Annotated in this window: 28 protein-coding genes; 13 read left to right on the forward strand and 15 right to left on the reverse strand. The window is 53.5% G+C overall.

The window, feature by feature from the left end:
• Positions 1-10 precede the first annotated feature (10 nt).
• From ACH1XZ_RS04635 to ACH1XZ_RS04660, 6 genes are all read left to right on the forward strand, one after another.
• Positions 11-940, forward strand: coding sequence for an ABC transporter permease (locus ACH1XZ_RS04635; protein ID WP_395594507.1), 930 nt, complete (start codon positions 11-13; stop codon positions 938-940).
• Positions 930-1,745 carry an ABC transporter permease gene (locus tag ACH1XZ_RS04640; RefSeq protein WP_035896627.1) on the forward strand — a complete coding sequence of 272 codons (816 nt, stop codon included), beginning with the start codon at positions 930-932 and terminating at the stop codon, positions 1,743-1,745. Before ACH1XZ_RS04635 ends, ACH1XZ_RS04640 begins: the two co-directional genes overlap by 11 nt.
• Before the next feature lie 14 nt (positions 1,746-1,759).
• The gene (gene patD / locus ACH1XZ_RS04645; protein ID WP_395594508.1) at positions 1,760-3,184 is read left to right on the forward strand and encodes an aminobutyraldehyde dehydrogenase; all 1,425 of its coding nucleotides are present in this window, start codon (positions 1,760-1,762) and stop codon (positions 3,182-3,184) included.
• Positions 3,185-3,264: 80 nt separating this feature from the next.
• Positions 3,265-3,510: a hypothetical protein gene (locus ACH1XZ_RS04650; protein WP_395594509.1), complete on the forward strand. Its 246-nt coding sequence runs from the start codon at positions 3,265-3,267 to the stop codon at positions 3,508-3,510.
• Between the two features lie 143 nt (positions 3,511-3,653).
• On the forward strand, positions 3,654-3,890 hold the full coding sequence (locus tag ACH1XZ_RS04655) for a hypothetical protein (RefSeq protein WP_395594510.1): 237 nt from the start codon (positions 3,654-3,656) through the stop codon (positions 3,888-3,890).
• Between the two features lie 197 nt (positions 3,891-4,087).
• Entirely contained in the window at positions 4,088-4,261 is a 174-nt protein-coding gene (locus ACH1XZ_RS04660; RefSeq protein ID WP_072011442.1) for a GhoT/OrtT family toxin, read from the forward strand.
• Positions 4,262-4,264: 3 nt separating this feature from the next.
• On the opposite strand, the gene ACH1XZ_RS04665 is transcribed toward ACH1XZ_RS04660, so the two are convergent.
• Entirely contained in the window at positions 4,265-5,296 is a 1,032-nt protein-coding gene (locus tag ACH1XZ_RS04665) for an AI-2E family transporter (RefSeq protein WP_395594511.1), read from the reverse strand.
• Between the two features lie 404 nt (positions 5,297-5,700).
• Here ACH1XZ_RS04665 and mdtJ point away from each other — a divergent pair, with 404 nt between their 5' ends.
• The 3 genes from mdtJ (at position 5,701) to ACH1XZ_RS04680 (ending at position 8,649) form a co-directional block, all read left to right on the forward strand.
• Positions 5,701-6,069: a multidrug/spermidine efflux SMR transporter subunit MdtJ gene (gene mdtJ, locus ACH1XZ_RS04670; protein WP_395594512.1), complete on the forward strand. Its 369-nt coding sequence runs from the start codon at positions 5,701-5,703 to the stop codon at positions 6,067-6,069.
• Positions 6,062-6,391 (forward strand): multidrug/spermidine efflux SMR transporter subunit MdtI, encoded by a 330-nt coding sequence (gene mdtI / locus ACH1XZ_RS04675; RefSeq protein WP_395594513.1) that lies wholly within the window; start codon positions 6,062-6,064, stop codon positions 6,389-6,391. Before mdtJ ends, mdtI begins: the two co-directional genes overlap by 8 nt.
• Positions 6,392-6,483: 92 nt before the next feature.
• A complete protein-coding gene (locus tag ACH1XZ_RS04680) occupies positions 6,484-8,649 on the forward strand; it encodes a putative bifunctional diguanylate cyclase/phosphodiesterase (protein WP_395594514.1) in 2,166 nt (721 codons plus the stop codon).
• Here the strand turns inward: ACH1XZ_RS04680 and ACH1XZ_RS04685 are convergent.
• From ACH1XZ_RS04685 to ACH1XZ_RS04700, 5 genes are all read right to left on the reverse strand, one after another.
• On the reverse strand, positions 8,646-9,470 hold the full coding sequence (locus tag ACH1XZ_RS04685; RefSeq protein WP_395594515.1) for a trypsin-like serine peptidase: 825 nt from the start codon (positions 9,468-9,470) through the stop codon (positions 8,646-8,648). The two genes, ACH1XZ_RS04680 and ACH1XZ_RS04685, sit on opposite strands and share 4 nt — an antisense overlap.
• 101 nt (positions 9,471-9,571) lie before the next feature.
• Entirely contained in the window at positions 9,572-9,655 is an 84-nt protein-coding gene (ydgU, locus tag ACH1XZ_RS23345; RefSeq protein WP_455648420.1) for a small membrane protein YdgU, read from the reverse strand.
• Positions 9,656-9,804: 149 nt separating this feature from the next.
• Positions 9,805-10,236, reverse strand: a complete 432-nt coding sequence (gene asr, locus ACH1XZ_RS04690; protein WP_395594516.1) for an acid resistance repetitive basic protein Asr — start codon at positions 10,234-10,236, stop codon at positions 9,805-9,807.
• Positions 10,237-10,407: 171 nt separating this feature from the next.
• Complete coding sequence (locus ACH1XZ_RS04695) at positions 10,408-11,604, reverse strand: MFS transporter (RefSeq protein WP_395594517.1); 1,197 nt, start codon at positions 11,602-11,604, stop codon at positions 10,408-10,410.
• 174 nt (positions 11,605-11,778) lie between these two features.
• Positions 11,779-13,029 carry an MFS transporter gene (locus ACH1XZ_RS04700; protein WP_395594518.1) on the reverse strand — a complete coding sequence of 417 codons (1,251 nt, stop codon included), beginning with the start codon at positions 13,027-13,029 and terminating at the stop codon, positions 11,779-11,781.
• Positions 13,030-13,143: 114 nt separating this feature from the next.
• On the opposite strand from ACH1XZ_RS04700, the gene ACH1XZ_RS04705 reads away from it, so the two are divergent.
• The 3 genes from ACH1XZ_RS04705 (at position 13,144) to bioD (ending at position 16,218) form a co-directional block, all read left to right on the forward strand.
• Positions 13,144-14,061, forward strand: coding sequence for a LysR family transcriptional regulator (locus ACH1XZ_RS04705; protein WP_395594519.1), 918 nt, complete (start codon positions 13,144-13,146; stop codon positions 14,059-14,061).
• Positions 14,062-14,173: 112 nt separating this feature from the next.
• Entirely contained in the window at positions 14,174-15,391 is a 1,218-nt protein-coding gene (mlc, locus tag ACH1XZ_RS04710; protein ID WP_395594520.1) for a sugar metabolism global transcriptional regulator Mlc, read from the forward strand.
• 131 nt (positions 15,392-15,522) lie between these two features.
• Positions 15,523-16,218, forward strand: coding sequence for a dethiobiotin synthase (gene bioD, locus ACH1XZ_RS04715; protein WP_315406554.1), 696 nt, complete (start codon positions 15,523-15,525; stop codon positions 16,216-16,218).
• On the opposite strand, the gene clcB is transcribed toward bioD, so the two are convergent.
• From clcB to ynfE, 5 genes are read right to left on the reverse strand one after another with little or no spacing between them, the layout of a single operon-like run.
• Positions 16,171-17,466 carry a voltage-gated ClC-type chloride channel ClcB gene (clcB, locus tag ACH1XZ_RS04720; protein WP_395594521.1) on the reverse strand — a complete coding sequence of 432 codons (1,296 nt, stop codon included), beginning with the start codon at positions 17,464-17,466 and terminating at the stop codon, positions 16,171-16,173. The two genes, bioD and clcB, sit on opposite strands and share 48 nt — an antisense overlap.
• Before the next feature lie 14 nt (positions 17,467-17,480).
• Complete coding sequence (dmsD, locus tag ACH1XZ_RS04725; RefSeq protein WP_395594522.1) at positions 17,481-18,095, reverse strand: Tat proofreading chaperone DmsD; 615 nt, start codon at positions 18,093-18,095, stop codon at positions 17,481-17,483.
• A gap of 47 nt (positions 18,096-18,142) precedes the next feature.
• Entirely contained in the window at positions 18,143-19,000 is an 858-nt protein-coding gene (locus ACH1XZ_RS04730) for a dimethyl sulfoxide reductase anchor subunit family protein (protein WP_395594523.1), read from the reverse strand.
• 1 nt (position 19,001) lies between these two features.
• The gene (locus tag ACH1XZ_RS04735) at positions 19,002-19,619 is read right to left on the reverse strand and encodes a DMSO/selenate family reductase complex B subunit (RefSeq protein ID WP_395594524.1); all 618 of its coding nucleotides are present in this window, start codon (positions 19,617-19,619) and stop codon (positions 19,002-19,004) included.
• A gap of 10 nt (positions 19,620-19,629) precedes the next feature.
• Positions 19,630-22,065, reverse strand: a complete 2,436-nt coding sequence (ynfE, locus tag ACH1XZ_RS04740; protein ID WP_395594525.1) for a selenate/tellurate reductase subunit YnfE — start codon at positions 22,063-22,065, stop codon at positions 19,630-19,632.
• 268 nt (positions 22,066-22,333) lie between these two features.
• Between ynfE and ACH1XZ_RS04745 the strand changes: the two genes are divergently transcribed.
• Entirely contained in the window at positions 22,334-22,735 is a 402-nt protein-coding gene (locus ACH1XZ_RS04745; protein ID WP_395594526.1) for a dTDP-glucose pyrophosphorylase, read from the forward strand.
• A gap of 33 nt (positions 22,736-22,768) precedes the next feature.
• Here the strand turns inward: ACH1XZ_RS04745 and ACH1XZ_RS04750 are convergent, their stop codons facing one another.
• The 4 genes from ACH1XZ_RS04750 to ACH1XZ_RS04765 form a co-directional block, all read right to left on the reverse strand.
• Complete coding sequence (locus ACH1XZ_RS04750) at positions 22,769-23,023, reverse strand: DUF1161 domain-containing protein (RefSeq protein ID WP_395594527.1); 255 nt, start codon at positions 23,021-23,023, stop codon at positions 22,769-22,771.
• Between the two features lie 119 nt (positions 23,024-23,142).
• On the reverse strand, positions 23,143-23,625 hold the full coding sequence (locus ACH1XZ_RS04755; protein ID WP_395594528.1) for a glutathione peroxidase: 483 nt from the start codon (positions 23,623-23,625) through the stop codon (positions 23,143-23,145).
• Positions 23,622-25,568, reverse strand: a complete 1,947-nt coding sequence (locus ACH1XZ_RS04760) for a putative bifunctional diguanylate cyclase/phosphodiesterase (RefSeq protein ID WP_395594529.1) — start codon at positions 25,566-25,568, stop codon at positions 23,622-23,624. The genes ACH1XZ_RS04755 and ACH1XZ_RS04760 overlap by 4 nt, the downstream gene beginning before the upstream one ends.
• 17 nt (positions 25,569-25,585) lie before the next feature.
• Positions 25,586-26,080 (reverse strand): putative pterin-binding protein, encoded by a 495-nt coding sequence (locus tag ACH1XZ_RS04765; protein WP_395594530.1) that lies wholly within the window; start codon positions 26,078-26,080, stop codon positions 25,586-25,588.
• Positions 26,081-26,423 lie beyond the last annotated feature (343 nt).

Below are 26,423 nucleotides of genomic sequence, written 5' to 3' on the forward strand. Positions count from 1 at the left end.
GGAGATGAGTATGACGCCGGTTCCTCCCGTTCATCGCCAGGGGCGCTTATCGAGCCTGTTCTGGCGCAGGCCAACCCTCGGGCTGTTTTTGCTGCTGCTCGGCCCGCTGATGTGGTTTGGGATCGTCTACTTTGGTTCGTTGTTGACCCTGCTCTGGCAGGGATTTTACACCTTCGACGATTTCACCATGTCCGTCACGCCTACGCTGACGCTGGCAAATCTCTATGCGCTGTTTAACCCGGCTAACTACGACATCATCGTGCGAACGCTGGTGATGGCGCTTGCGGTCACCGTCGCCAGCGCATTGCTTGCCTTTCCGATGGCGTGGTACATGGCCCGTTACACCCGCGGAAAGCAAAAAGCCTTTTTCTACGTGGCGGTGATGTTGCCGATGTGGGCGAGCTATATCGTCAAAGCCTACGCCTGGACGCTGCTATTGGCGAAGGATGGGGTGGCACAGTGGTTTCTTAACCATCTTGGGCTGGAAGCGCTGCTGGCAGCGGTGCTGACAATACCGGGCGTGGGTGGTAATACGCTCTCGACTTCCGGGCTGGGCCGCTTCCTGGTGTTCGTCTATATCTGGCTGCCGTTTATGATTCTGCCGGTGCAGGCGGCGCTGGAGCGGATACCTGGCTCGCTGCTGCAGGCTTCCGCTGATCTCGGCGCACGTCCGCGCCAGACCTTCCGTCACGTGGTACTGCCGATGGCCATTCCCGGCATTGCCGCGGGTTCGATTTTCACCTTCTCGCTGACCCTCGGCGACTTTATTGTGCCGCAGCTAGTGGGGCCGCCGGGCTATTTTATCGGCAACATGGTCTATTCCCAGCAGGGTGCAATTGGCAACATGCCGATGGCAGCCGCTTTTACGCTGGTGCCGATTGTCCTTATTGCCCTCTATCTGGCGTTCGTGAAGCGCCTGGGAGCGTTCGATGCACTCTGAAAGGGCACCGCTGTTCCTCAAAATTGCCGCCTGGGGTGGCGTTATCTTCCTGCATTTTCCGCTGGCGATTATCGCCATTTACGCGTTTAACACCGAAGACGCGGCATTCAGCTTTCCGCCGAAAGGCCTGACGCTGCACTGGTTCAGCGAGGCAGCCTCTCGGGGGGATATCTTTGATGCGGTGACACTGTCACTTAAAATTGCCTCGCTGTCGACGGCCATCGCGCTGGTACTTGGCACGCTTGCTGCAGCGGCGCTATGGCGACGTGATTTCTTTGGCAAAAGCGCGGTGTCACTGTTGCTGCTGTTGCCCATCGCGCTGCCGGGCATTGTGACCGGGCTGGCGCTGTTGACGGCGTTTAAGGCCGTTAATCTTGAGCCGGGCCTGCTGACCATTGTTATCGGTCATGCGACGTTCTGCGTGGTGGTGGTGTTTAACAACGTCATTGCCCGTTTTCGCCGTACGTCGTGGAGCCTTGTGGAAGCGTCGATGGATTTAGGGGCCGACGGCTGGCAAACCTTCCGCCACGTCGTGCTGCCGAATTTAGGCTCGGCGCTGCTGGCGGGCGGCATGTTAGCGTTTGCGCTGTCGTTTGATGAAATTATCGTCACCACCTTTACCGCCGGACACGAGCGAACGCTGCCGCTGTGGTTGCTCAACCAACTGGGGCGTCCTCGCGATGTGCCGGTGACCAACGTGGTGGCACTGATGGTCATGCTGTTGACGATGATACCGATTTTAGGGGCGTGGTGGCTGACTCGCGAAGACGATTCTGCCGCCAGCGGTGGTACGACATTTAAATAAAACAGGATCATACTATGCAACATAAGTTACTGATTAATGGTGAACTGGTCGCAGGTGAAGGGGAGTCCCAACCGGTCTACAACCCTGCGACGGGTGAGATCCTGCTGAACATCGCGGAAGCGTCCGCCGCACAGGTCGACGCCGCCGTTACGGCTGCCGACCGGGCATTTGTGCAGTGGGGGCAAACCACGCCGAAGCATCGTGCGGAATGCCTGCTCAAGCTAGCTGATGTGATTGAAGAACACGCGGCGACTTTTGCCCGGCTGGAGTCGCTCAACTGTGGTAAGCCGCTGCACTGCGTCACCAATGATGAAATCCCGGCGGTAGTGGACGTGTTCCGCTTCTTCGCCGGTGCCGCCCGCTGTCTGAATGGGCTGGCGGCGGGGGAATATCTGGAAGGCCACACCTCGATGATTCGACGCGACCCGGTGGGCGTGGTCGCGTCCATTGCGCCCTGGAACTATCCGCTCATGATGGCGGCCTGGAAGCTGGCGCCTGCGCTTGCCGCAGGGAACTGTGTGGTGATTAAGCCCTCAGAAATTACACCGCTTACCGCCTTAACGCTGGCTGAGCTGGCGAAAGATATCTTCCCTGCGGGCGTACTGAACGTGCTGTTTGGTCGGGGTCAAACGGTTGGCGACCCGCTGACGGGTCATGCCAAAGTCCGTATGGTGTCGTTAACCGGCTCGATTGCGACCGGGGAACATATTATTGCCCATACTGCGCCATCGATTAAACGTACCCATATGGAGCTTGGCGGTAAAGCACCGGTGATTGTCTTTGACGATGCTGATATTGACGCCGTGGTAGAAGGGGTAAGAACCTTTGGTTTCTACAATGCAGGGCAGGACTGTACCGCAGCATGTCGAATTTATGTGCAGAAGGGCATCTATGAAAGGCTGGTGGAGAAATTAGGTGCGGCCGTTGCGAGCCTGAAATCCGGCGATCCTGAAGATGAGGCGACCGAGCTGGGGCCGTTGAGCTCCCAGGCGCATCTTAACCGCGTGAGCGAGGCGGTTGCCCGAGCCAAAGCGCAGCCGCATATCAAGGTCGTCACCGGCGGAGAGAAAGCCGCGCGGGCAGGCTATTACTTCCAGCCGACATTGCTGGCGGGGGCAAGGCAGGAAGATGATATTGTCCAGCGCGAGGTTTTTGGCCCTGTCGTCAGCGTGACCGTATTCGACAATGAAGAGCAGGTCCTTGGCTGGGCGAATGACTCCCAGTATGGATTAGCGTCATCCGTCTGGACGCAGGACGTTGGACGGGCGCATCGTCTGAGCGCGCGGTTACAGTACGGCTGCACCTGGGTTAATACCCACTTTATGTTGGTCAGCGAAATGCCGCACGGCGGACAAAAACTTTCCGGTTACGGCAAGGATATGTCGATCTATGGCCTTGAGGATTACACCGTGGTTCGCCACGTGATGATAAAACATTGAGTGAGTGGTCAAGGGATGTCATACCGCGTTATGGTGTTACATCCCTTATTACCTGCCATCGGTTTGGCTCAGGAGGATGTGTGAATCAGGATTTCCAGGATATCAAAAATGAGTTTGATAAATTGGGGCCAGAGGCTGGTGAAAGCGTCGCGCAGCAAATGTATGAGGCGCTGGCAACAAGGTTGGCCCCTTTTTTCTTTAACCAGGAAAGTATTAATAAAAGAAGGTTAATCATCAAACTTGAAGAGGGAGAAAAGGAGGTCGGCACTCAGACTCGATACGATTGGCTGGAGGCCTTTAATCGGTTGAAACCAGAGGGTCGCTAACGCGGCCTTTTTCTTATTCCGTGTCCATATGCTACCCCCTTCTCGGTAGGCGTGACGCTTGCCGCTACCCCTCCCTGATTTTGACATACCCCATGCAACGTGCGAGGATCCGCGCCGTTGTAGAACCAGGTATAGTCAGAAAAATGAAGAAAAGTATCGTTTGTAGTGCTGCAGTGCTTGCTGCGGTGATGGGGATTGGGACCTATTATTCGGTTGGCCGTATTGCGGCCTGTGAAGGACAAAACCGAGTCAGTGCGGCCTGCCTTGCGCAGTCCTGGGATGCGGAAAAGGTGAACGTCATACCGCAATATGATCCCAACCACTACGTCAGTGACCCGACGGCGGACAGCATCTTTGTTGCCAGCGTGCCAAAACGCTAACCGGTCGGTGTGTCACAGAATTAAAACCCAGCGCGGCGTAATGTAGTGCTGGGTTTTCTCTTTTTAGCAGTCAATTCGGCTGGAGCCGAATTCCTGGATCGAAAAACATTTCAGCGATAAGTGGCGAAAAACTTGATGTACGTCAAAAAACGTAGCATATTGCGCCGCTTTAACGATCAATGACAAGGATTCAATTGGTGACGCTATATCAGCATATGCTCATCTTTTACGCCGTTATGGCGCTTATCTGTGCCGGTATTACCTGGTTTCTGACCCGCGAGACGACGTCTATTCGCCTGATTGCCACCGTGCTGATTGGCGCAACGTGGCCGTTTAGTTTCCCCGTTGCGCTGATGCTGTCACTGTTCTGACGGTTATTTGCTTAAATCACTCAGCAGGATGGCAATACTTTTACCGCCTTCGGTCTGCTCAAGGGCAATTTTAACGATAATGGTCAGCGGGACGGAGAGCAGCATGCCAACCGGGCCAAGCAGCCAGCCCCAGAAGATCAACGACAAAAAGACCACCAGGGTGGATAGACCCAGGCCGCGTCCCATGATGCGGGGTTCCAGAATGTTGCCAAACACAAGGTTAATGACCAGATACCCCGCAAGGACGATAAGCGCGTCGTAAAAGCCGGTAAACACCAGCACCTGAAGGATAGGGGGAATGGCCGCCAGCACCGAACCAATGTTCGGAATGTAGTTGAGCGCAAAGGCCAGCAGCCCCCAGATAAAGGCAAAACGCACCCCCAGTAGTTCCAGCATTCCCCACACAACCAGCCCCGTCACTACGCTGATGGCCGTTTTCAGTACCAGATAATGCGTCACGCTATCCAGCGCACGCTGAATCGCCGCCATACCTTCATTGGGTTTTGCCATGATTTGTTGCAGCTTGGCAGGTAGCTGAGGGACTTCCAGCAGCATAAACACCACCGTCAGCAGCAGTAAAAAGATAGAGGACATGGCGTTCGAAAGCTGGCTCAGAAAACGAGAAACCAACGTCATGGCGGCATTAGGGTCAATGTATTTAATCAGCTCGTCCGGGCTGACGCTGATACCAAAGCGCTGAAACCATGGCTCAAGATTATAAATTGGCACCGCCAGTGAGGAGCGGTATTGTGGCAGCGTGCGCGTTAGCTCATTGAGTGAGGTACCCAGCGTAGCAAGCAGCAGAACGGCGGCAAGAATAATCACGCCAATCAACAACGAAATGCCCAATACCCGCGGTACTCGCCAGCGCACCATCAGTTGAACGATCGGGTTGAGGATCACGGCGATAAACAGCGCCAGGACGAACGGGACGATGATGTCGGCGGCAAAGCGAATGCCGGTAAGAATGATGACCAGCATGCCCAGCATGATGACTATCTTTAATCCATTAAGCGTGATGATCGGCCTGGACATGTTGCGCTAACTCCTGCGAATATCTATGCAGAATATGATAGTTGCGAATCTACTGATAATAAATGCATTTATATCAAATAACATCGGTAAAGATTTGCAAACATTTTGAGATACTTAGACATTTGTGTTAGAAATTAACTGTGTTTAACTACTGAGGACAATTTTAATCCGCAATGATGAGAAGCAATACCGCGGATAATTGTAATTTTATGGACAATATGTTCAGGATGTTCAGCCTTACCAAACCTTCTGTATTACCTTCCTATTCTGCCTTCTGTGGTGAGCAGCACTGGCGCAACGCGCTTTAGTACCCTTCTTCGTTTGAGCTAAATTTTAATCATTTTATTTCAGTTTGCGCCTCGCCGCGAGCTGCACGGATTATATTCTCATGCAGGAGAAGGACCATGTTTTACTGGATTTTATTAGCCCTGGCCATTGTTGCTGAAATTACTGGTACGCTTTCTATGAAATGGGCGAGCGTATCTGACGGAAACACTGGCTTTATTTTGATGCTTGTGATGATCGCCTTGTCATATATTTTTCTTTCGTTTGCGGTTAAAAAAATCGCCCTGGGTGTGGCCTATGCGCTGTGGGAAGGCATTGGCATTGTATTGATTACCCTGTTTAGCGTAATGCTGTTTGACGAAAGCCTGACGGTGATGAAAGCGGCGGGTCTGGCAACGTTGATTGCCGGTATCGTACTGATTAAGTCCGGTACCCGTAAGGCTCCCACAGTAAACAAGTCTCTACATAAAGAGGTGAATCATGCATAAATTTGAAATGATTCACGGCATATGGCTGGCAGGCTCCATTGTTCTGGAAATTGTCGCTAATATTTTCCTGAAGTTTTCTGACGGCTTCCGCCGCAAAGGGTACGGCATTCTTTCCCTTGTCGCGGTATTGGCTGCGTTCAGCGCCCTGTCGCAGGCGGTGAAGGGGATTGATCTCTCCGTCGCCTACGCCATCTGGGGTGGTTTCGGCGTCGCCGCGACGCTGGCGGCAGGGTGGATCCTCTTCGGCCAGCGTCTGAACAACAAAGGCTGGGTTGGTTTAGGTCTGCTGTTGGTCGGTATGGTGATGATAAAGCTCGCCTGATGTGATCGCTGCCTGAGAAATCGGGCAGCGAAATCCTTCGTCTGTATTACGCTTGTAACAAGGGGTTAGCGTATTTGATGCGAGGGTGAACCATGTTCGATCCGTCACGCTGGCGTAATATAGCCACAGCCAGAACGCTTTTTGTGATCATCTTTTTTGCAGGCATCGGCCTGATTTTTTCTATTATTTCGCTTCTCTACCTCTCGCAAAGCCTGATTACCAGCAAAACCAACGATATCGATGCCCGTCGCTCGGCGCTTTCCGTCGATGGCGCTATCCAGACGTCGATTAACCGCGTGCTCTCATTAGTGATTGATAACGCCATCTGGGACGATGCCGTTCGCGAAGTGTATGCACCGAAGCTTGATACCAACTGGCTTTACAACACCTGGGGCGCTGGTTTCAAAATCAACAATCTTTATGACGGTACCTTTGTGCTGGACGAGAACTATCGCGTCCTGTGGGGATCGTTTCGTAGCTCGTCGTTCAGCGAGCACGACCTTTTGTTTTTTGGCAGCGGGTTAAAGGCGCTGATCGAGCAAAATCAGGACGCCCTGCGGCGGGGGCAAAATAACGTTGCCGGAATAACCCAGACGCGTGAAGGGGTTGCCTTTATTGGCATTGGCCTGATCCGTCCCATGGTGGGTCGTCTGAAGGTGTATGATGCCACCCGCCGTTATCTGGTCATCACCCGACATATCAACCCGACGCTGTTAAATACCCTCGGTAACACCTTCCAGATTGAAAATCTGACGCTCACCGCTTCGCCGCAAAACAAGTACAACATACCGCTGCGTACCTCCAGCGGCGAAGTGGTCGGCTGGCTTAACTGGCAGCTACGCCAGCCCGGCGTCGAGGCGGCGCAGGCGGCTTCGCCGGAGATTCGAGAAATAGTGCTGCTGGCAACGGGGCTGATTCTGCTGTTTATCCTGGTGAGCAGCCTGGGATTGTGGAAGCTGGCTCGCGGTGAGCGCCAGGCCCGTGAAATCGCGCTGACCGACTGGCTAAGCCATTTGCCAAACCGCCGGGCGTTGATTGAGCAGCTTGAGCAGATTAGTCGCCGGGGCGACCGGGATATCAAGACGGTGGTCTTTATCGATCTTGATGGTTTTAAAGATGTTAACGACATTTATGGTCATGATATCGGCGATATTCTAATTATACGCATTGCCGATATGCTACAAACGCTTGTCCCTCATGGCGGTATGCTGGCGCGAATGGGCGGCGACGAATTTGCGATGACCGTGGGCGGCGTACATTCTGAAGCCAGCGCTTCGGCATTTGCTGGTAGCGTGCTGGATTACCTCAGCACGCCCATTCGTATCGGCGAACGGACGCTGCATATCAGCGCTAGCCTCGGCATTGCCAGCGGTACGTTACAGGAAAAAACCAGTTCTGAGCTGTTCCGCCAGGCTGATATCGCCATGTATCACTCCAAGATAACCGGGAAAGGGCGGATCACGCATTATGACGCGGAGCTTAGTAGCGCTCGCGAATACCAGCTTTCTCTGGAGAACGATATACGCCACGGGCTGGAGCACGATGAATTCGAAGTCTGGTATCAACCCATTGTCTGCGCCCGCTCGCAGGCGATGGTGGGCGTGGAAGCGCTGGTACGCTGGCCGCGACGTCCAAAGGGCGAACTGATGCCCGATGCCTTTATTGCGATTGCCGAAACCAGTGGGCTTATCTATTCCCTTGGCCAGTTTGTACTGGCTCGTGCCTGCCGCGACCTATTGAATCATAATGATTTAAAGCTGTCGGTGAATATTTCTCCCGCGCAATTCCGCGACCCGGAGTTTGAGAACAAAGTGTCCAGCGTACTGAAATCCTCCGGCTTCCCGCCATCGCGTCTCCAGCTTGAGGTGACGGAAACCTATGTGCTGGAAAAACCCGAGCGGGCAAGGGCGGCTATTTCTGCGCTCAAGGCGCTGGGTACCGCCGTGGCGCTGGATGACTTTGGTACGGGTTATTCCAGTATTGGCTACCTGCGACGCTTCAACTTCGACACGATTAAAATCGACAAATCATTGGCGGGGCTGGTGGATGATGACGATCAGGCGGCGGCGCTGGTGGGGGGAACCATTCGAATTGCCAGCGCGTTGGGGATGACGGTGATTGCGGAAGGCGTGGAGACCGAAAAACAGATGAAACTGCTACGGCTTGCCGGTTGCGACCAGCTTCAGGGATTCTACTTCAGCGAACCGATGCCGCTCTCATCGCTGCTGGCGTTGCGTCACCAGCAGCGTCTGAGTTAGTTTCCGGCAGCTAACGCCTCAAGCTTATCGCGAAACCCCGTCACCGAGATGGCGCGGTTATCGGCACGCTGGCGATCTTTTGCCGCCGGAGCGGAGCTTTGCACGGCAATAACCTGCCAACCGGCGTCCGTTTTCAGCAGTAGCGGAGAACCGCTATCGCCCGGCAGCGTGTCGCACTGATGGGAAAGTACCGAGGTTTGCGCCCATCCCGTGACCGTACAATCCTCATGGCTGTACAGTGAATCCAGATGGTCAAGCGGATAGCCTGACTGCGTCACTTTTCGTCCCGTTGCTTTCAGCGCGGCGGTGAGGTCATCTTTATTTCCGGCAAATACCGGTAGCGGCGTGATGCCTGAAGGTGGGTTACGCAGCACAATAATGCCAAAATCCCACGGTGCTGCAGAAGCCGGAACAATCCAGCCGTCGCCATCCGCCTTAAGGCGTTTTCCTAAAGAGGGGTCAACGCGGCCTACAATATCGTGAATCTCATAGCGCCATGTGCCTTTCTGCGACACAAAGCGCAGCGCCACGGCTTTATCCAGCTTGCCGCGCGGTGGTTCAAGCAGACAATGCCCGGCGGTGAGCGCCAGGTGAGGGGAAATTAGCGTCGCGGTACACAGATTGCCGCTGGCGGTTTCCAGTTGACCAATGGCGTCCCACGGTGCCTCAGCAGGATGGGTGACCAGGGTACGATCGTCATGACCGAAGAACAGCGTTTTAATATCTTTTGCGCTGATGCCAATATCATCGTCATCAGCGTGGGAAATTAAGGGCAGGACGGATAACGTTCCCAGTAAACAACACACAAAGGCTGTACGCATATCACTCTCTGATGGGGCAATTATGATTATAAAAAATAAACCCAATGAGACTACTATAGACGGGAGAAGCAAAAAGTGGGAGTAAAATCAGCGAACTACGCTCAGTAAAAGAAAAACTGGGTTGCGATCAGCGCGCAGACGATAAGTAATGCCAGGATGAGCTCGAAACGATAGCGCCGCAACATGATTGCTCTCCGGGGAAAAAATCGGCGCTAAATAAGCGCCGATACGGTAATTGATTAACTCAGATGACCACCGGGATTCAGCATTGCTGCTTTCCTCTCGGGGCCATCTGTATCGGCGTATCGCTACGCGGATACGTTATCAAGAATGATTATGCAGCTGGCTGAGCGGCTGGTTTAGCAGCAGCGTGCTTAGCCGTTTTGTGGTGCTTTTTAGCCGCCTGGGCTTTCTGCGCTACAGCTGGTTTAGCAGCGGCTTTTTTGTGTTTTTTAGCAGCCTGAGCTTTCTGAGCTGCAGCGGGTTTGGTTGCTGCTTTGTGGTGCTTTTTAGCAGCCTGAGCTTTCTGCGCTACAGCTGGTTTAGCAGCGGCTTTTTTGTGTTTCTTAGCGGCCTGAGCTTTCTGCTCGGCAGCTGGTTTAGCCGCTTCTTTCTTGTGTTTTTTGTGGTGGGTGGCTTTAGCCGGAGCCGCATGAGTTGCGGTTGCAGATGCAGCAGGAGCCGGAGTTGCCGTTGCGTCAGCAGCAAAAGCAGCGGAAGACAGACCCATAGCAGCGGCAACAACCAGAGCTAATACTTTTTTCATTCTGATACCCTCGAATTGGTTTTTTCATTCAACCCCACTGCGGGGCCGTTGAAATAACTATATCGATGAGCGAGTCGGCTTTCCGTGAGTGATTGGTTTCGGCGTGTAACGTAATGTACGAGATTTGTTGTACATACGTAACGGGGCGGATTTTGACCGCCCCTCAAGAGGTTAGCTGGTACAGGTAGTCTGTTTTGCGCGCTGAGAAAGATATACTCGCAGAATAAGCACAAAGGCCCAGGCGACAACAATAGCGGCAATCAGGTAGATGCTACCTAAGCCCTGGTACCCGGCAATCCAGCCAGCAATAGGGCCGGTAAGGCCCAGCGCCAGATCCAGAAAGGCTGAATAGGTGCCCAGCGCGGTACCCTGGTTTTGTTCTTCCACCTGTTTGACCGCCTCAACCCCCAGCGCCGGGAAGACCAGGGAGAAGCCAGACCCGGTCAGAAATGCGCCAACGCCTGCCACCCACGCGTTCGGGGCAAACCAGATAATCAGCAGCCCCAGGCACTCGACCACATAACAGATAAGCGAGACGCGGATCCCGCCAAAGCGGGTGATGGTATTGCCCAGTACCAGGCGAATACAGATAAAGCCAATGCTAAATAGCGACAGCGTGAACGCCGCGCCCGCCCAGCCGTGGGAGGAGAAGTAGAGGGTGATGAAGGTCGCAATTACCCCAAAACCGACCGTCCCCAGCCCCAGGCCCAGACCGTATGGCCAGATTTTGCGCGCCACCACGTGGAAAGGGGCTCTGACCCCGGCGCTGACGCTGACATCGGCGCGGGTGCGAGCAAACAGCAGGCCAATGACCGCAATAATCACAATCAGCGCCGCAAAACCGCTAATGCCGAACCAGCCGTTTAACACGACCCCCAGCGGCGCGCCCGCCGCCATCGCCACATAGGTGGCCACGCCGTTCCACGAGATAACCCGCGAGGTGTGAATCGCGCCGACGGTTTTAATCCCCCACAGCGTAGATCCGGTTGAGGTGAAGCTCTCACCCACGCCGAGGAAGATGCGCCCAACCAACAGTAGCGCCACCGCCAGTATCGGGCTGGCATGCGCAGCCGCCGCACCAAGGGTAAACAGACCGCTCATCAGGCAGCAGATAATCCCCAGACTGACGACTTTTTTAGGTCCCCAGATATCGGTGTAGCGCCCGGCATGCGGCCGACTAAGCAGGGTAGAAATATACTGCAGGCTGATTACCGCCCCGGCAACCAGCGTACTGTAGCCGAGATCGTAATGAATAAAGCCCGGCAAGACCGCGAGCGGTAAGCCAATGGATAGGTAGCAGATACAGGTGAAGACAACGATCGAGATAATGCGTAGGTTGAGTTGGGTATTGCTGGCACGGGTCGTCATAGCGCTACATTGGTAAGACAAAAGTGAGGCCATTATAGGAATTGCCAGCTAGTATGGCGAGATGGAAAGGCATTTTATGTCAATAGTATAAGTATTAGTTATCAGTGTTGTAGGCCGGATAAGGCGAAGCCGCCATCCGGCAATGTGCGGCAACATGCCGGATGGCGTTTGGTATTAATGCAGACGCTTATGCAGGGTGACGCCAACCAGCAGCGCGCAAACCAGCAGCAGTGCGATAAACCCACCAACGCCGTTCCAGCCGTACTTGTGCCAGAACACGCCGCCGAGCGTCCCGGCGATGCTGGAACCGAGGTAATAGCTGAACAGATACAGTGACGATGCCTGTCCTCTGGCGCGGCGCGCGCGCGGGCCAATCCAGCTGCTGGCAACCGAGTGGGCAGCGAAGAACCCGGCGGAGAAGAGCAACATACCGGGGAAAATCACCCACAGCGGAGAAAAGAGCGTGAGCAGCAGGCCAACCAGCATCACCCCGGTAAAGAAGATCATCACCGGGCCGCGACCGTAGCGCGTGGTCATCATTCCCGCTTTTGGCGAACTCCAGGTGCCGGTCAGATAGGCGACAGAGAGCAAGCCCACCACCGCCTGGTTGAGCGACCACGGTGACAGCATCAGGCGATAGCCGATGTAGTTAAACAGGGTGACAAACGCGCCCATCAACAGAAAACCTTCCACAAATAGCAGAGGCAGACCGCGGTCGCGCCAATGCAGATGCAGGTTTATCAGTAGCGTTTTCGGTTTTAATGAGCTTGGACGGAAGTGGCGAGACTCCGGCAAAATGCGCCAGAACATAATGGCCGAGGCTAACGCAAAGGCACTAATCACCGCCAGGGCTACGCGCCAGCCGAAGAAGTCGGTAAAGACCCCGGTCAGCAGACGTCCGCTCATCCCGCCTATTGAGTTACCGCTGATATACAGCCCCATTGAAAAAGCGACAAAGCTCGGATGAATTTCCTCGCTGAGATAAGTCATGCCGACCGCCGCCACGCCGCTAAGCGACAGGCCTATCAGCGCGCGCATAATCAAAATGCCGTGCCAACTGGTCATCATCGTCGAGAGCAAAGAGCAGCAGGATGCCAGCAGCAGCGCCGTCACCATCACTTTTTTACGCCCGATGGCATCGGACAGCGGGCCGGTAAACAGCAGACCAATCGCCAGCATGGCCGTCGAGATAGAAAGTGAAATGCTGCTGCCTGCTGGGGAAATCCCGAACTCATGCGATAGCACTGGCAAAATGGGCTGTACGCAGTACAGCAGGGCGAAGGTTGCCAGGCCCGCGGAGAAGAGCGCGAGCGTTACCCGAATAAAGGCGGGGGTACCGCGGCGTATAAAAGCATTTGTCTGAAGAGGGGTATCAACGCGGACATCGATGGCAGGCGTGTCGTCTGCGGTGGTTGTGCGGCTCACGGGAAATCCTTGAATAAAACAATGGGTAATATCGACTCAGGTCACATAATCAGAGTAGGAAATTGTAAATATTCTGTCTAATATATTAATAATCTCAATTGATATCTTTAAAATATGAATATTGAACTGCGCCACTTACGCTACTTTATTGCCGTTGCAGAAGAGCTGCATTTTGGGCGCGCGGCGGCGCGGCTTAATATTTCCCAGCCGCCGCTAAGCCAGCAGATTCAGATCCTTGAACAGCAGGTGGGGGCGCGACTGTTTGCTCGCACCAATCGCAGCGTCAGCCTGACGGAGGCGGGGCGGCAGTTTCTCGCCGATAGTCGGCAGATCTTGTTGCAGGTCAGCGAAGCCGCCGCGCGGGCCAGCCGCCTGCATAACGGTGAAACCGGTGAGTTACATATTGGCTTTACCTCCTCCGCGCCGTTTATTAAAGCGGTCTCCGACACGCTCTCCACCTTTCGCCAGCGCTACCCGGACGTGCACATCCAGACGCGGGAAACCAACACCCGCGAGCAGATCTCACCGCTTACCGAAGGGGCCCTTGAGTTAGGATTGATGCGCAATACGCAGTTACCCGACACCCTCGACTGGCAGGTTATCCTGCGTGAACCGCTGCTGGCGATGATCCACCGCGACCATCCGCTCGCCGATAAGCCGGAAGTTAGCCTGGTGGAATTGGGCAAAGAGCCGTTCGTCTTCTTTGACCCTCATGTTGGTACCGGGCTTTATGACGATATTCTTGGCCTGATGCGCCGTTACGATGCGGTGCCTACGATTACGCAGGAAGTTGGGGAGGCGATGACGATTATTGGCCTGGTGGCCTCCGGTTTGGGGGTATCGATTTTGCCCGCGTCATTTCGGCGTGTTCAGCTCTATGAAATGCGCTGGGTGCCGATTGTTGAAGAAGATGCAGTCTCGGAAATGTGGCTGGTGTGGTCAAAGCACCATGAACTTAGCCAGGCGGCAGAGCGCTTCAGACAACAGCTATTAAACGCGGCAAAGGTGAGCGTTTCGCTGCCAAATGTGTGAAAAATTGTGCAGTAAATCACAAGGCTAAGTAAAAATTTGACGCAGGGCGTTCAAGTACTTCACCATAGCCCAAAGTGTTTATTTCGAAGCGCGAAAATAAGGGAGTTTTACGGTGGTAGCGGACAGTCAGCCAGGGCATATCGATCAAATTAAGCAGACCAATGCAGGGGCGGTGTATCGCCTTATTGATCAGCTCGGCCCGGTTTCGCGTATCGACCTTTCCCGACTTGCGCAACTGGCTCCGGCCAGTATCACCAAAATTGTTCGTGAACTGCTGGAAGCCCATCTCGTTCAGGAAACGGAGATTCAGGAAGCGGGTAGCCGTGGTCGTCCAGCCGTTGGGCTTATGGTAGAAACGGAAGCCTGGCACTATCTGTCCGTGCGCATCAGCCGGGGCGTTATCCATCTGGCGCTGCGCGATCTTAGCAGTAAGCTGGTAGTGGAAGAGCAGCTTGATCTGGCGCTGGAAGATGAGTTGCCGTTCCTGAACCGCGTCGTGTCCCATATTGACCAATTCTTTATTCGCCACCAGAACCTGCTGGAACGTCTGACCGCGATTGCCATCACCCTACCGGGAATTATCGATACCGAGAACGGTATTATCCATCGTATGCCGTTTTATGATGTCACCGATGTCCCGCTGGGCGGAACGCTCGAGGCGCATACCGGCGTGCCGGTGTATATCCAGCATGACATCAGCGCCTGGACCATGGCCGAGGCGCTGTTTGGCGCATCGCGCGGCGCGCGTGATGTCATTCAGGTGGTTATCGACCATAACGTTGGCGCAGGCGTTATCACCGATGGTCGTTTGCTGCACGCGGGCAGCAGTAGCCTGGTGGAAATTGGCCATACCCAGGTCGACCCGTACGGTAAGCGCTGCTATTGCGGTAACCACGGGTGCCTGGAGACCATCGCCAGCGTGGAAAGTGTGATGGAGCTGACTCAGGTTCGCATGCAGCAATCGATGAGTTCGATGTTGCACCAGAAGCCGCTCAGCGTGGAGTGGCTGTGTCAGGCTGCGATGCAGGGCGATTTACTGGCAAAGGATATCATTAGCAGTATCGGTACCAACGTCGGGCGAATCCTCGCCATTATGGTTAACCTCTTCAATCCGCAGAAAATTTTGATTGGCTCGCCGTTTAATCAGGCCGCTGACATCCTCTTCCCAGCGATTGGCGATTGCATTCGCCAGCAGTCGTTGCCAGCCTACAGTAAACATATTGCCGTAGAGCAAACCCAGTTCTCTAACCGCGGCACGATGGCGGGGGCGGCGCTGGTAAAAGACGCGCTGTATAATGGAACATTGCTGATCAGACTGTTACAGGGTTAACAATTTTTAGCAGTTTTGCAAAAAATTGCGCTATCTCAATCTGACCCATTCGCACATCACGTAAACTTTCACTCCGTTGAATTATTCATTGCTATGATATTTTCATGGCGCAGGAGTGGGGTTAGTTTGTGATGCTTAATCGTTTCTTTATTACTGGTACTGATACTTCTGTCGGCAAGACGGTGGTTTCTCGTGCGCTTTTGCAGGCGCTCGCCGCCAGCGGGAAACGGGTGGCAGGATACAAACCAGTTGCCAAAGGCAGCAAGGAAACCGCAGAGGGGCTGCGCAATAAAGATGCGCTGATTCTGCAGGCCGTTTCATCGCTGGACTTACCCTATGATGCTATCAACCCGATTGCGCTGAGCGAAGAAGAGAGCAGCGTTGCCCACAGTTGCCCCATCAACTACACCTTACTGTCTGACGGCCTGGCCAATCTGAGCCAGCAGGTCGATAACGTGGTGGTTGAGGGTACCGGTGGCTGGCGCAGCCTGATGAACGATCTGCGCCCGCTCTCCGAGTGGGTGGTGCAGGAACAGTTGCCGGTGCTGATGGTGGTCGGAATTCAGGAAGGCTGCATTAACCATGCGCTGCTGACCGCTCAGGCCATCGCCAACGACGGCCTGCCGCTGATTGGCTGGGTGGCGAATCGTATCAACCCGGGCCTGGCGCACTATGCGGAAATTATCGATGTGCTCAGCAAAAAGCTGCCGGCGCCGCTGATTGGCGAACTGCCATATTTGCCGCGCCCGGAACAGCGTGAACTGAGTCAATACGTTGACTTAGCGATGCTCCGCAACGTGCTGACGGTAGATAGAATCCTGGCGTAAGGTTCTCGACAGTACCGACGCCAGCACGCAGGCAATCAGTAAACCGGGCAGCAGCGTATACTGCCCGGTCATTTCACAAATCATCAACGTTGACATAATTGGCGCATGCGTCGTTGCTGCCAGTAACGTTGCCATTCCCGTCACGCCAAGCAGTATCGCCATCGCCTCGTTCCCCGGGAACACCAGCGTCCACGTATTAGCGAACAGAATGCCGACCGCCAGGCCAATAAACAGCGTTGGAGTAAACACGCCGCCCGGCGCGCCAGAGCCGCTGCTGGCGAGAATAGCGAGCAGCTTGCACAGGAAAATCCCGGCAATAATGGCAAAACTCGGTGGGCTTAACAGGAACCCTTGCACCACGCTGTAGCCATTGCCCCACACCGCTGGCGTTAATAGCGAAAGCAAACCAACGATGAATCCCCCCAGCGCAAGCTGCCAGGGTGGGGAAAGCTTGAGCCGCAGGAAACCACGATGGCTCATGTCCATCAGCCAGATAAGCAGCGGCCCGCCTAAGCCGCAGACCAGCCCGGTGGCGAGCATCAAGCCGTAATGCGCCGCGTCGAGCACCGGCAAATCGCCTGTAGGGTAGAGCAACTCCGCACCGCCGTTCATCAACTGCGTACTGAGCAGCGCGACCACCGCGGCGATCACCACCGGGCCGAGCGAGGCCAGCATTAGCGTGCCAAAAAGTATTTCGGCGATGAACAGGCTACCTGCCAGTGGGGCATGATAGGCGCTTGCCATCCCCGCTGCCGCACCACAGGCAATCCAAAGCTTCCATTCATCCTTTGGCGTAAAGCGCTGGGCAAAGAAAGAGGCGGCAAGAGCGGCTAACAGGATCATCGCGCCTTCGCGACCAATGGCGCTGCCGCTGACGACCACTAATAACGATGCGGTGGATTTGATAAGGCTTGAGCTGGTATCAAACTTGCCTTCATCGCTTTCCAGCGCCTCCATATAGTCTGTCGGCGCATGGGGACGTTGTCGCGTATGGCGTTGCCAGGCCCACAATAACGTCCCGGCGGCGAGCCCGCCAAGCGCCGGGGTGATAAGTCGCCGCCACCAGACGAGGCCGCCTGCTGCGTTGACCAGACTGCCGCTGTCATTACTGAGAAATAACCACTCCCCCAGATACATGGCGTGGCGAAAGAGCGCCACCGCCAGCGCCGCGAGGACGCCAACAACGGTAGCTATAAGCAGGCGACGGAACATCGCCTTGATATCGGGGTAGTGGTGAAGTCGCTGCATCGTGGCCTGAAGGCTTAACGATAAAGTTTTTTGTCAGCGACGGGGATCAGCAGCGCGCTCTGCCATTGTGCCAACGTCTGCTGTGCAAGCTGTCCCAGTGCGATGAAGAAAGGATGGTTCGCTTTTTCAATAAATTCGGCAAGGAATCGAGGGGCCCATGGCAGCAGATGCCATGCCAGTAGCTGATCGCAGGCCTCTTCGCGGCCATTTTCAACCAGCCAGGCGGCGAGCATCAGTAAGGTGCCAAAGTGATCTTCGGGCTCGTTTTGCTGCACATCAAACGCAATCTGGTTTTCACGCATCCATTGGCGCAGCGCCAGCGTGGAGTCGCCGAACAGAACGTTCTCGCGGTCTAACCAAACGGAGCCCCACGGCGGCGACGGTAGCGCATCAGGGCCGATAAACAGACGTTGCCAAGCCTCTGCCAGGGATTCTTCAACGGGTGCGGTAAATCCAGCGGAGAGGGTATCGGCGTGCAGAACAGCGTACGGCCACTGCGTCACCCACTCACCGTCGGTAAAGGCAGTCACCAGCGGTTCGGCAAGCGTGCTGTTCGGCGCAAAATAGAACAAAGCACCCAGTACACGGGCGGAGAACGCTAAAGCGTTGTTGTGCTGAACGTCATTCATTACTGCATTTCCTTAAAAGGGTGCGGGATTGCTCCCGCACCGGTGAATTACCCGGCAATTGCCATGCCGACGGTCATATGTAGACCATAGAACAGTCCGCGACCGATAAGTTCGCCTGCTAGCATCAGTACCAGACCAAGCGCCAGACCCGCAGCCCGCGGCGGAACGCGACGCAGTAACGGGCAGAGCCAGCAGCCTAAACCCGCCGCTAGCAGTGCGAAGCGCGACACCTGCAAGGTGCCCCAGTCCGGCAGCAGCGCGTTTGCCTGCTGAACTGAACTGTGAATAAATCCCAGATCAGCGGTTTGCATTACGACGACGGCTAAGCTGAGCAAATAGCCCAGCACGCTGACCGAGGCAAAGAATTTACCGTTGAACGGCACCTTTGACATTTTAAGCAGCAGGGCTGCAAACAGTGGCCCGGTGAGCAGTACGGTCAGGAAGAACGACGCCGTGGTGTAACCATTATACCAGGTTGGCACGGTATCTATCTGATAAACACGTGTCATTGCCCAGACAAATACCAGGCCGAGCACCATGCTGACCAGCAGCCACAGACGCCCAAGCGCGGCGGGCATTTTACCCATCACCGACAGTAACCACCAGAATCCTCCTACGGCGAAGAAAACGGAACCGCTGGCTATCTCGTTACTGAGCGCAGAACTTCCCACGCGGTTTAGCGAGTTGAACGCGCGTAACGGTGAGCCGAGGTGCAGCACAGAGGCGAAAAAAGCAATGCCCATGACAACCCACAGGAAAAACATGTTCAATACAATGCGACGTTGATCGGCAGGTTCATGACGCGCCGCCAGCCAGCCTAAGCCGGTGACGATGGTAGCTCCCGCAACGCACTGCCCCAGCACCGTAAACAGCACCAGCGGCCATTCATGCCATCCACTTCCCATCTTACACCTCCTTCGGATTGGCCAGATAGCCAGTGGTATCGCCGCACGGACGTGCATTGGCGTTAGGTTTAATCACAATGCTTGGCTTAGTGAAGTGTGTAGAAGGCAGCGGAGCAACCGCCGCCAGCGTACCGTGCTTCTGACGCAGCTCTTCGATAGGGCCGAAATCCAACGCGCGCAACGGGCAGGATTCCACGCAAATCGGTTTCTTGCCTTCTGCCACGCGCTCATGACAGCCATCGCATTTGGTCATGTGACCTTTGGCTTCGTTGTACTGCGGCGCGCCGTACGGGCAGGCCATGTGACAGTAGCGGCAGCCGATGCAGACATCTTCGTTGACGACCACAAAGCCATCTTCACGTTTGTGCATCGCGCCGCTCGGGCACACTTTGGTACAGGCCGGGTCTTCGCAGTGGTTACAGGCGATGGACAGGTAATAGGCAAAGACGTTCTGGTTCCAGACGCCGTTATCTTCCTGCCAGTCGCCGCCCGCGTATTCGTAAATACGACGGAAGCTGACGTCCGGAGTTAAGTCTTTGTAATCTTTACACGCCAGCTCGCAGGTTTTACAACCGGTGCAACGCGCGGAGTCGATGAAAAATCCGTATTGGGTACTCATTGGCTAGTCCTTATACCTTCTCGATCTCAACCAGGTTAGTGTGCTGCGGGTTGCCTTTCGCCAGGGGAGAAGGGCGATGCGTCGTCAGCGTATTGATACAGGAACCGTGATCGATCCGGTCACCGTTCATCTCGGCATTGTGCCAAGCGCCTTGACCCATTGCGGATACTCCCGGCATGATGCGCGGCGTAACTTTTGCTGGAATACGCAGTTCACCGCGGTTGTTAAACACGCGCACCATGTCGCCGTTTTGGATCCCACGTTTCTGCGCATCCAGCGGGTTTAACCATACTTCCTGGCGGCAGGCGGCTTTCAGCACATCAACGTTGCCGTAGCTGGAGTGAGTTCGCGCTTTGAAGTGGAAGCCGAACAGCTGTAGCGGGAAAGTACCGCGCAACGGATCGTCCCAGCCTTCGAAGGTCGAGGCGTAAACCGGCAGCGGGCTGATGGTTTCGTCTTTCTCAAGCTGCCATTTCGCGGCAATGTCGGCCAGACGGCTGGAGTAGATTTCGATTTTTCCTGACGGCGTTTTTAACGGATTAGCCTCCGGGTCTTTGCGGAAGCTCTGGTAGGCGACAAAGTGGCCGTTCGGATCTTTACGCTTGTAGATGCCCATCTTTTTGAGTTCATCATAGGTCGGCAAATCCGCATCTTTGGCGCGCATTTTGGCGTAGAGGTACTGCAACCACTGCTCCTGCGAACGTCCTTCGGTGAATTTCTGATATACGTCGCTGCCGAGACGTTTTGCCACTTCGCTTAATATCCAGTAGATAGGTTTGCGTTCAAATTTTGGCGCGGTGGCTGGTTGAATAAAGATCAGATAGCCCATGTTCCCGGCGTAATCGTTCGGGATAATGTCTTCCTGTTCCACGGTCATTAAATCGGGCAGCAGGATATCGGCGTATTTCGCCGAGGCGGTCATGAAGTTCTCAATCACCACGATCATTTCGCATTTACTGTCGTCCTGCAAAATCTCGTGGGTTTTATTGATATCCGAGTGCTGGTTAATAATGGTGTTGCCCGCATAGTTCCAGAAGAACTTGATGGGCACATCCAGTTTATCTTTGCCACGTACGCCGTCGCGGGTGGCGGTCATTTCGGCGCCGTGGTCGATGGCATCGGTCCAGGTAAAGCAGGAAATCGCCGTTTTGACCGGGTTTTCCAGCACGGGGAAACGCTCGATGGTGATGGTGTACGTCGATTCACGCGCGCCACTGTTACCGCCGTTAATGCCGACGTTACCGGTCAGAATAGGCAGCATGGCAATTGCACGGGCAGAAAGCTCACCGTTCGCCTGGCGCTGCGGCCCCCAGCCCTGACAAATATAGGCCGGTTTAGCGCTGCCAATTTCACGGGCCAACTTGATGATTCTGTCCGCCGGAATGCCGGTAATATGCGATGCCCACTGCGGCGTTTTCGCCACGCCGTCATCGCCCTGACCGAGAATATAGGCTTTATAATGACCGTTGGCCGGCGCGCCTTCTGGCAGGGTTTTCTCGTCGTAACCGACGCAGTATTTATCGAGGAACGGCTGGTCGACCAGATTCTCGTCAATCAACACCCAGGCAATACCGGCAACCAGCGCGGCATCGGTACCAGGACGGATCGGAATCCACTCATCTTCACGACCAGCGGCGGTATCGGTATAGCGCGGATCGATAACGATCATGCGCGCATTTGAGCGTTCGCGAGCTTGTTCAAGATAATAGGTTATGCCGCCGCCGCTCATGCGGGTTTCTGCCGGGTTGTTGCCGAACATCACCACCAGTTTGCTGTTTTCGATATCGGAGGTGCTGTTGCCGTCGTTGGTGCCGTAGGTATACGGCATGGCGCAGGCAATCTGGGCGGTACTGTAGGTGCCGTATTGGTTTAGCGAGCCGCCATAGCAGTTCATCAGACGCATTACGGCGGAACCGGATGGCGAGGAGCGAGTGATGTTGCCGCCGACGATACCGGAAGAGTAGTTAATGTAGACGGATTCGTTGCCGTAATCCTTCACCACGCGTTTGAGGTTGCTGGCGATAGTGTCCAGTGCCTCATCCCAGCTAATGCGCTCGAATTTGCCTTCGCCACGTTTGCCTACGCGTTTCATAGGATAGTTCAGGCGGTCAGGATGGTTGATTCGACGGCGAATTGAGCGTCCTCGCAGACAGGCGCGTACCTGGTGATCGCCATAAACGTCATGGCCGGTATTGTCGGTTTCTACCCAGTACACTTCATTGTCTTTGACATGCAGACGCAACGCGCAGCGGCTACCGCAGTTGACGGAGCATGCCCCCCAAACCACCTTATCTTCCGGCTGATTAGCCTGCTGTACCGCGGCGGCCGTGGCGCGCAAAGAGAAGGGGAGCGAGAGGCTGCCTGCCGCGAAGGCTAATGAGCCGATAGCCGATGATTTTATTAGGGTGCGTCGACTTAGCCCCCCAGGCTTTTCCTGATTTGACATCACTCACTCCATTATTTTTGTTTAATGATTTCAACGAGAAATTAAAAACCTGCTAATAATGGGGAGAGGATACCTGGTTAGTGGTATACAAGTATTAACCCTGGTCAAAATACACGGTTGCACTAATGAGGTATTTGCATGGTGGCGTTTGCCAGTTGCAGGGGGCGTGTGCATAATTGTTTTACAACATAAAAACAGTTTTATTACGGTTGACCGTTTTCGTTAATCGAATTTCTTACCGCTAATCCGCTACTTATGGAAGTCACCTATGCAGGATATCGTTTCTTCTGTTATTCCGATGCCCGCGATTGAGACGGTCACGGTTCCCTACAAAGGGTTAAATTTTTTACGCCCCGAAATTTTGCTCGACTTCATCAGCGTGACGGAGGGAAAAGTCCTCGCCGTGACGCCAGTGGCCGTGCTGTATTCCACGATAGGGGTGTTGCAATCCGCGGCGTTGCGCAAGATCCCTGTACTGGTTTCCGGGCGCGTGGTCTATCCCGTCAGTTCACAGGCGCTGCCCTGTTTGCATTCAAAATTGACCATTAACACCACGTCGCAAAAGCTGCGTTTTCAGGGTGACCTGGATGCGTTATCCGATGATCAAACGTTACGCGATGGCGTACTGGTTGGCATTGCACTGGAGTTTGTTGTCGAGAGGAAAGACTAGAAAGCACCGCCTCCTGCTGGAGGCGGTAGCGTATTACTGGGTGTTATCGGTGCGGGTGTAGAGAATTTTAAAGGTGTCGTTAGCGCAGTGGCCGACGACCTGAGCCCCAGCTTTATCGGCCTGATCGTTGGGCACGATATCAAGGGTAAAGGCGCTTTCGGCTACGCCGTTCTGGATGATTTTCTGCTGAATGTCGCTCCTGACACGCTCACAGGAGTCAGGTACGGCGGCAAGCGCAGGCATTGCGCCAGCGAGCAGTAGTGCCAGTAACCAACGTGATGATTGCATGATAGGCTCCTTTTATGAGATTCGCAGGGAAGTATAGCATTGACAGTGTAAGTGACTGTCTTTGACGATAACTTTCTGATTTGTCTTAGACTTCCTTTTGTCAGCCAATGAAAAGGCACTTAGTTCTTAAGTGCCGCAACGATCGCGCCTTCCATTTTCTCCGGGGTGGTGAAGGGAGCAAATCGCTTGAGCGGCTTGCCATCGCGGCCTACCAAAAACTTGGTGAAGTTCCACTTGATACGCCCACCCAGGATTCCGGGTAATTGGTCCTTCAGATAACGAAACACAGGGTGCGCGGCGGCGCCGTTGACCTCAACTTTTTCAAATATCGGAAAGCTGACGCCGTAATTGATGTGACAGGTTTGCGCGATGTCATCAGCACCACCGGGTTCCTGTTTGCCAAACTGGTTGCAGGGAAAACCCAGTATCACCAGGCCCTGGGATGCGTATTTTTTGTAGAGCGCTTCAAGACCTGCGTACTGCGGCGTGAAACCACACTGGCTGGCGGTATTGACGACCAGAACCAGTTTGCCAGCATAGTCGGACATTGAGATGAGTTCGCCGCGAAGGCTGGTAGCCTCAAGATGATGAAAAGTGGTCATGTCGGAATACTCTGTTTACCGTTTTTGATTTCCGCTGCGATATACGGCTGAGGCTTGCTAAAAAGATACCCTTGAGCGAAATCGCAGCCGAGTGCCTGAAGGCTTTCTAGCTGTTCCTGCGTTTCGACACCTTCTGCAATCGCTTTCATGTTGAGGGACTTCGCCACGCCGGTAATGAGTTTGATGATATTCAGTGCGTCCTCTTGCGTTGCGAGCGAATGCACAAAGGATTTGTCTATTTTGATTTTATCAAAGGCCAGCTTGCTCAACCGAGAAAGGGAAGAATAGCCGGTACCGAAATCATCGATAGAGATCTTCACGCCAAGCGCTCTGAGTTTGTTAAGCGCATTCATCGGCGTATTGCTCTCGGTAAAAAGAGAGGATTCTGTCACTTCCAGTTCAAGGCGGTCGGCCGGAAGCCCCGTCTCTTTTAATATCGACAGTACAATTCCGGCAAAGCCTTTCGTGCTCAGTTGGACAGGAGAGACGTTGACGGAAATTTTGGCCGGAACAGCCCAGGAAGCGGCTTCCCGACAGGCCATTTCCAGCACCGATTTTCCCATCTCGTTAATCATGCCTGTTTTTTCCGCAACAGGGATAAAGCTATCCGGCGACAGCAGGCCTTTTACAGGATGAATCCAGCGGATCAACGCTTCATAGCTGTAAATTTCGCGGCTGAACGAATCGACGATCGGCTGATAATAGACCACGAACTCTTTATTCATTAATGCCATGGCCATATCATGCTCAAGCTTTCTGCTTTCCTGCAGCTTGTCTAGCATTCGCTGGCGGAAAACTTTTATTTTCCCTGGACCTTCATTTTTGGCTTCATAAAGCGCCAGGTCGGCATATTTATAGAGATAGTCGGAGCGGCGTTCAGTTTCCGAAATGACGATACCAATGCAGGTGGTGATATTGATAATCGTGTTATAAATCGTGTAGGGCTGGTTGAGCGACTCGCCTATTTTTTGCGCTTGTGAAACGGCGCTACTCTCAGTCAGATCGATTGAAAGAAACGCAAATTCATCGCCACCCAGGCGATAGAGCGTATCCGAAGGCATATTCAGCGAGATCAAACGTTGGGATATCTGGCGTAATAGCATATCGCCCGCATCATGACCATAGGTATCATTGACCTCTTTGAATCGGTCTAAATCAAACAGCATTACCACGACGGTAGTGTTGTTTTGTTTTGCTGCTTCGATAGTTTTATTGAGATTCCACCAAAAAAATTGACGGTTGTTCATCTCGGTCAAAGGGTCATGGAAAACATCGTATTCCAGTTTTGCATTCTGGGTTTGCAGTTTTTCTTTAGATCTCTGGAGCTCTTCAGCCAGGCTTTTAACCTGTAGGTGCGCCTTCAGAATATTTCTGTTCTGGAAGAAGATCATCATACCCAGTATGGCACTCAGTATTATCAGTAATACAGCGGCTGCCGAATAAATATAGTAAAGGGTTTGAATTTTGAGGTTGGCTTCATTAACTGAGTTAACGTCTTTGTCTAATGCGCCGGATGAGAGACGGCTGAGAGGCACATCAAGCGTATGCATTACCTTAAGATATGACTTAAGTTCCGAACGGTCCATTTTTTCGAGATGAACATCGAGATCACCCAGCGTTTTTTCAAGCCTTAAAGCCAGTTCATGATGGGCTTTGCTGCTGTTTATATATTGGCCTAAATCGCCTTCTTTCATTAAATCACTCTGGCTGAGCATAATGTCGAGACGCAGACGTACGCCATCAATCGCCATGGTATCGTCGATCGTGTAAAGACCGAGCCATGATTCTAACCGGTAATATTCCGATACCAACTGTGCAGCAGACCATGAGTTGGCGTAGTGGGTCAGTTTCTGTAGCTCTTGTTGTCTTTCATGCACAAGGAAAGACACATACCCTGTTGATATGAAGAGAGAAAAAATAATGCCAGCCAGTATTCTGTTCATTATGTTGGTCTGAACTCCTACTCAATACTCATTCTGCTGACTTGCCAGGCCGATCTAGAATAAAAAACCTGATTATTCAGTTCAGGAACACTGTCATAGGGGTAAACAATAAATAGAGGGCCTTTATCACGGACGCGCATATATTCTCCGTTGATTTTTAAGGCAAGGATGACATTGTATTTTTTGAAGTCGCTAAGCGGGATAACGGTAGTGTAGTCATTGAGCGCAGTGACCTTTACCACTGAGCCTTTCGCACCGACGTAATCCATCAGTTTTTGCAGGGATATGCCTGTAAAAGTCGTACGCCCATTATACCAGGGGGAGGAGGTCTGAAAACTAATCATGCCCAATTTCTCGAGGCTGGCGGTGTCAAAAACGGCTTTTCCGTCAGCATTGGTATTTGCAATATTACCGGTCAGGGTTAAAAGCACTTTCCCCTCAGGCTTGGGAAGCGTTCCGGCCCAGACCTGGGTGGAGATCACAACGCTCAATAACATAGCAATTAACCGCATTTTAACCTTACCTATCGACTGGATGTTAAAGAATTATAATTTAGTTAACATACTATTTATATAAGCTAACCGCTATTATTGATGTAACAAACGGCTCACGATAATTAATTTATTAAAATCAATGGGATAACCAAACTCAATGGTTTGGCTTTTGATTAAACAAGGTCAGTGAAATTATTTAAAGTGCGTTATTTTTTAGTGGAGTGTATGAAAAACAAACCAGGGGTCAGCGTGGGGTAAATAAAGGCATACGAACAAGAAGGTCTATTGGTTTGTACTGCTGCAGCAAAACGTTGATTATTAGGTGGGTGATATTACCGGTTCAATCGACCAGTTGTGCATG

Origin of the sequence: Kluyvera chengduensis (assembly GCF_044197065.1) — a bacterium.
Taxonomy (GTDB): domain Bacteria; phylum Pseudomonadota; class Gammaproteobacteria; order Enterobacterales; family Enterobacteriaceae; genus Kluyvera; species Kluyvera ascorbata_C.

What these genes read in the sequence shown, in the direction of transcription:
- ACH1XZ_RS04635 (WP_395594507.1), top strand. Translation starts at nt 11, where the DNA reads ATGACGCCGGTTCCTCCCGTTCATCGCCAGGGGCGCTTATCGAGCCTG.
- ACH1XZ_RS04640 (WP_035896627.1), top strand. Translation starts at nt 930, where the DNA reads ATGCACTCTGAAAGGGCACCGCTGTTCCTCAAAATTGCCGCCTGGGGT.
- mdtJ (WP_395594512.1), top strand. Translation starts at nt 5,701, where the DNA reads ATGTTTTACTGGATTTTATTAGCCCTGGCCATTGTTGCTGAAATTACT.
- ACH1XZ_RS04760 (WP_395594529.1), bottom strand. Translation starts at nt 25,568, where the DNA reads ATGAACAGAATACTGGCTGGCATTATTTTTTCTCTCTTCATATCAACA.
- ACH1XZ_RS04705 (WP_395594519.1), top strand. Translation starts at nt 13,144, where the DNA reads ATGAATATTGAACTGCGCCACTTACGCTACTTTATTGCCGTTGCAGAA.
- asr (WP_395594516.1), bottom strand. Translation starts at nt 10,236, where the DNA reads ATGAAAAAAGTATTAGCTCTGGTTGTTGCCGCTGCTATGGGTCTGTCT.
- dmsD (WP_395594522.1), bottom strand. Translation starts at nt 18,095, where the DNA reads ATGAATGACGTTCAGCACAACAACGCTTTAGCGTTCTCCGCCCGTGTA.
- mdtI (WP_395594513.1), top strand. Translation starts at nt 6,062, where the DNA reads ATGCATAAATTTGAAATGATTCACGGCATATGGCTGGCAGGCTCCATT.
- ACH1XZ_RS04730 (WP_395594523.1), bottom strand. Translation starts at nt 19,000, where the DNA reads ATGGGAAGTGGATGGCATGAATGGCCGCTGGTGCTGTTTACGGTGCTG.
- ACH1XZ_RS04765 (WP_395594530.1), bottom strand. Translation starts at nt 26,080, where the DNA reads ATGCGGTTAATTGCTATGTTATTGAGCGTTGTGATCTCCACCCAGGTC.
- ACH1XZ_RS04755 (WP_395594528.1), bottom strand. Translation starts at nt 23,625, where the DNA reads ATGACCACTTTTCATCATCTTGAGGCTACCAGCCTTCGCGGCGAACTC.
- ACH1XZ_RS04680 (WP_395594514.1), top strand. Translation starts at nt 6,484, where the DNA reads ATGTTCGATCCGTCACGCTGGCGTAATATAGCCACAGCCAGAACGCTT.
- bioD (WP_315406554.1), top strand. Translation starts at nt 15,523, where the DNA reads ATGCTTAATCGTTTCTTTATTACTGGTACTGATACTTCTGTCGGCAAG.
- ACH1XZ_RS04695 (WP_395594517.1), bottom strand. Translation starts at nt 11,604, where the DNA reads ATGACGACCCGTGCCAGCAATACCCAACTCAACCTACGCATTATCTCG.
- ACH1XZ_RS04735 (WP_395594524.1), bottom strand. Translation starts at nt 19,619, where the DNA reads ATGAGTACCCAATACGGATTTTTCATCGACTCCGCGCGTTGCACCGGT.
- ynfE (WP_395594525.1), bottom strand. Translation starts at nt 22,065, where the DNA reads ATGTCAAATCAGGAAAAGCCTGGGGGGCTAAGTCGACGCACCCTAATA.
- ydgU (WP_455648420.1), bottom strand. Translation starts at nt 9,655, where the DNA reads ATGTTGCGGCGCTATCGTTTCGAGCTCATCCTGGCATTACTTATCGTC.
- ACH1XZ_RS04745 (WP_395594526.1), top strand. Translation starts at nt 22,334, where the DNA reads ATGCAGGATATCGTTTCTTCTGTTATTCCGATGCCCGCGATTGAGACG.
- ACH1XZ_RS04665 (WP_395594511.1), bottom strand. Translation starts at nt 5,296, where the DNA reads ATGTCCAGGCCGATCATCACGCTTAATGGATTAAAGATAGTCATCATG.
- ACH1XZ_RS04685 (WP_395594515.1), bottom strand. Translation starts at nt 9,470, where the DNA reads ATGCGTACAGCCTTTGTGTGTTGTTTACTGGGAACGTTATCCGTCCTG.
- clcB (WP_395594521.1), bottom strand. Translation starts at nt 17,466, where the DNA reads ATGCAGCGACTTCACCACTACCCCGATATCAAGGCGATGTTCCGTCGC.
- patD (WP_395594508.1), top strand. Translation starts at nt 1,760, where the DNA reads ATGCAACATAAGTTACTGATTAATGGTGAACTGGTCGCAGGTGAAGGG.
- ACH1XZ_RS04655 (WP_395594510.1), top strand. Translation starts at nt 3,654, where the DNA reads ATGAAGAAAAGTATCGTTTGTAGTGCTGCAGTGCTTGCTGCGGTGATG.
- ACH1XZ_RS04750 (WP_395594527.1), bottom strand. Translation starts at nt 23,023, where the DNA reads ATGCAATCATCACGTTGGTTACTGGCACTACTGCTCGCTGGCGCAATG.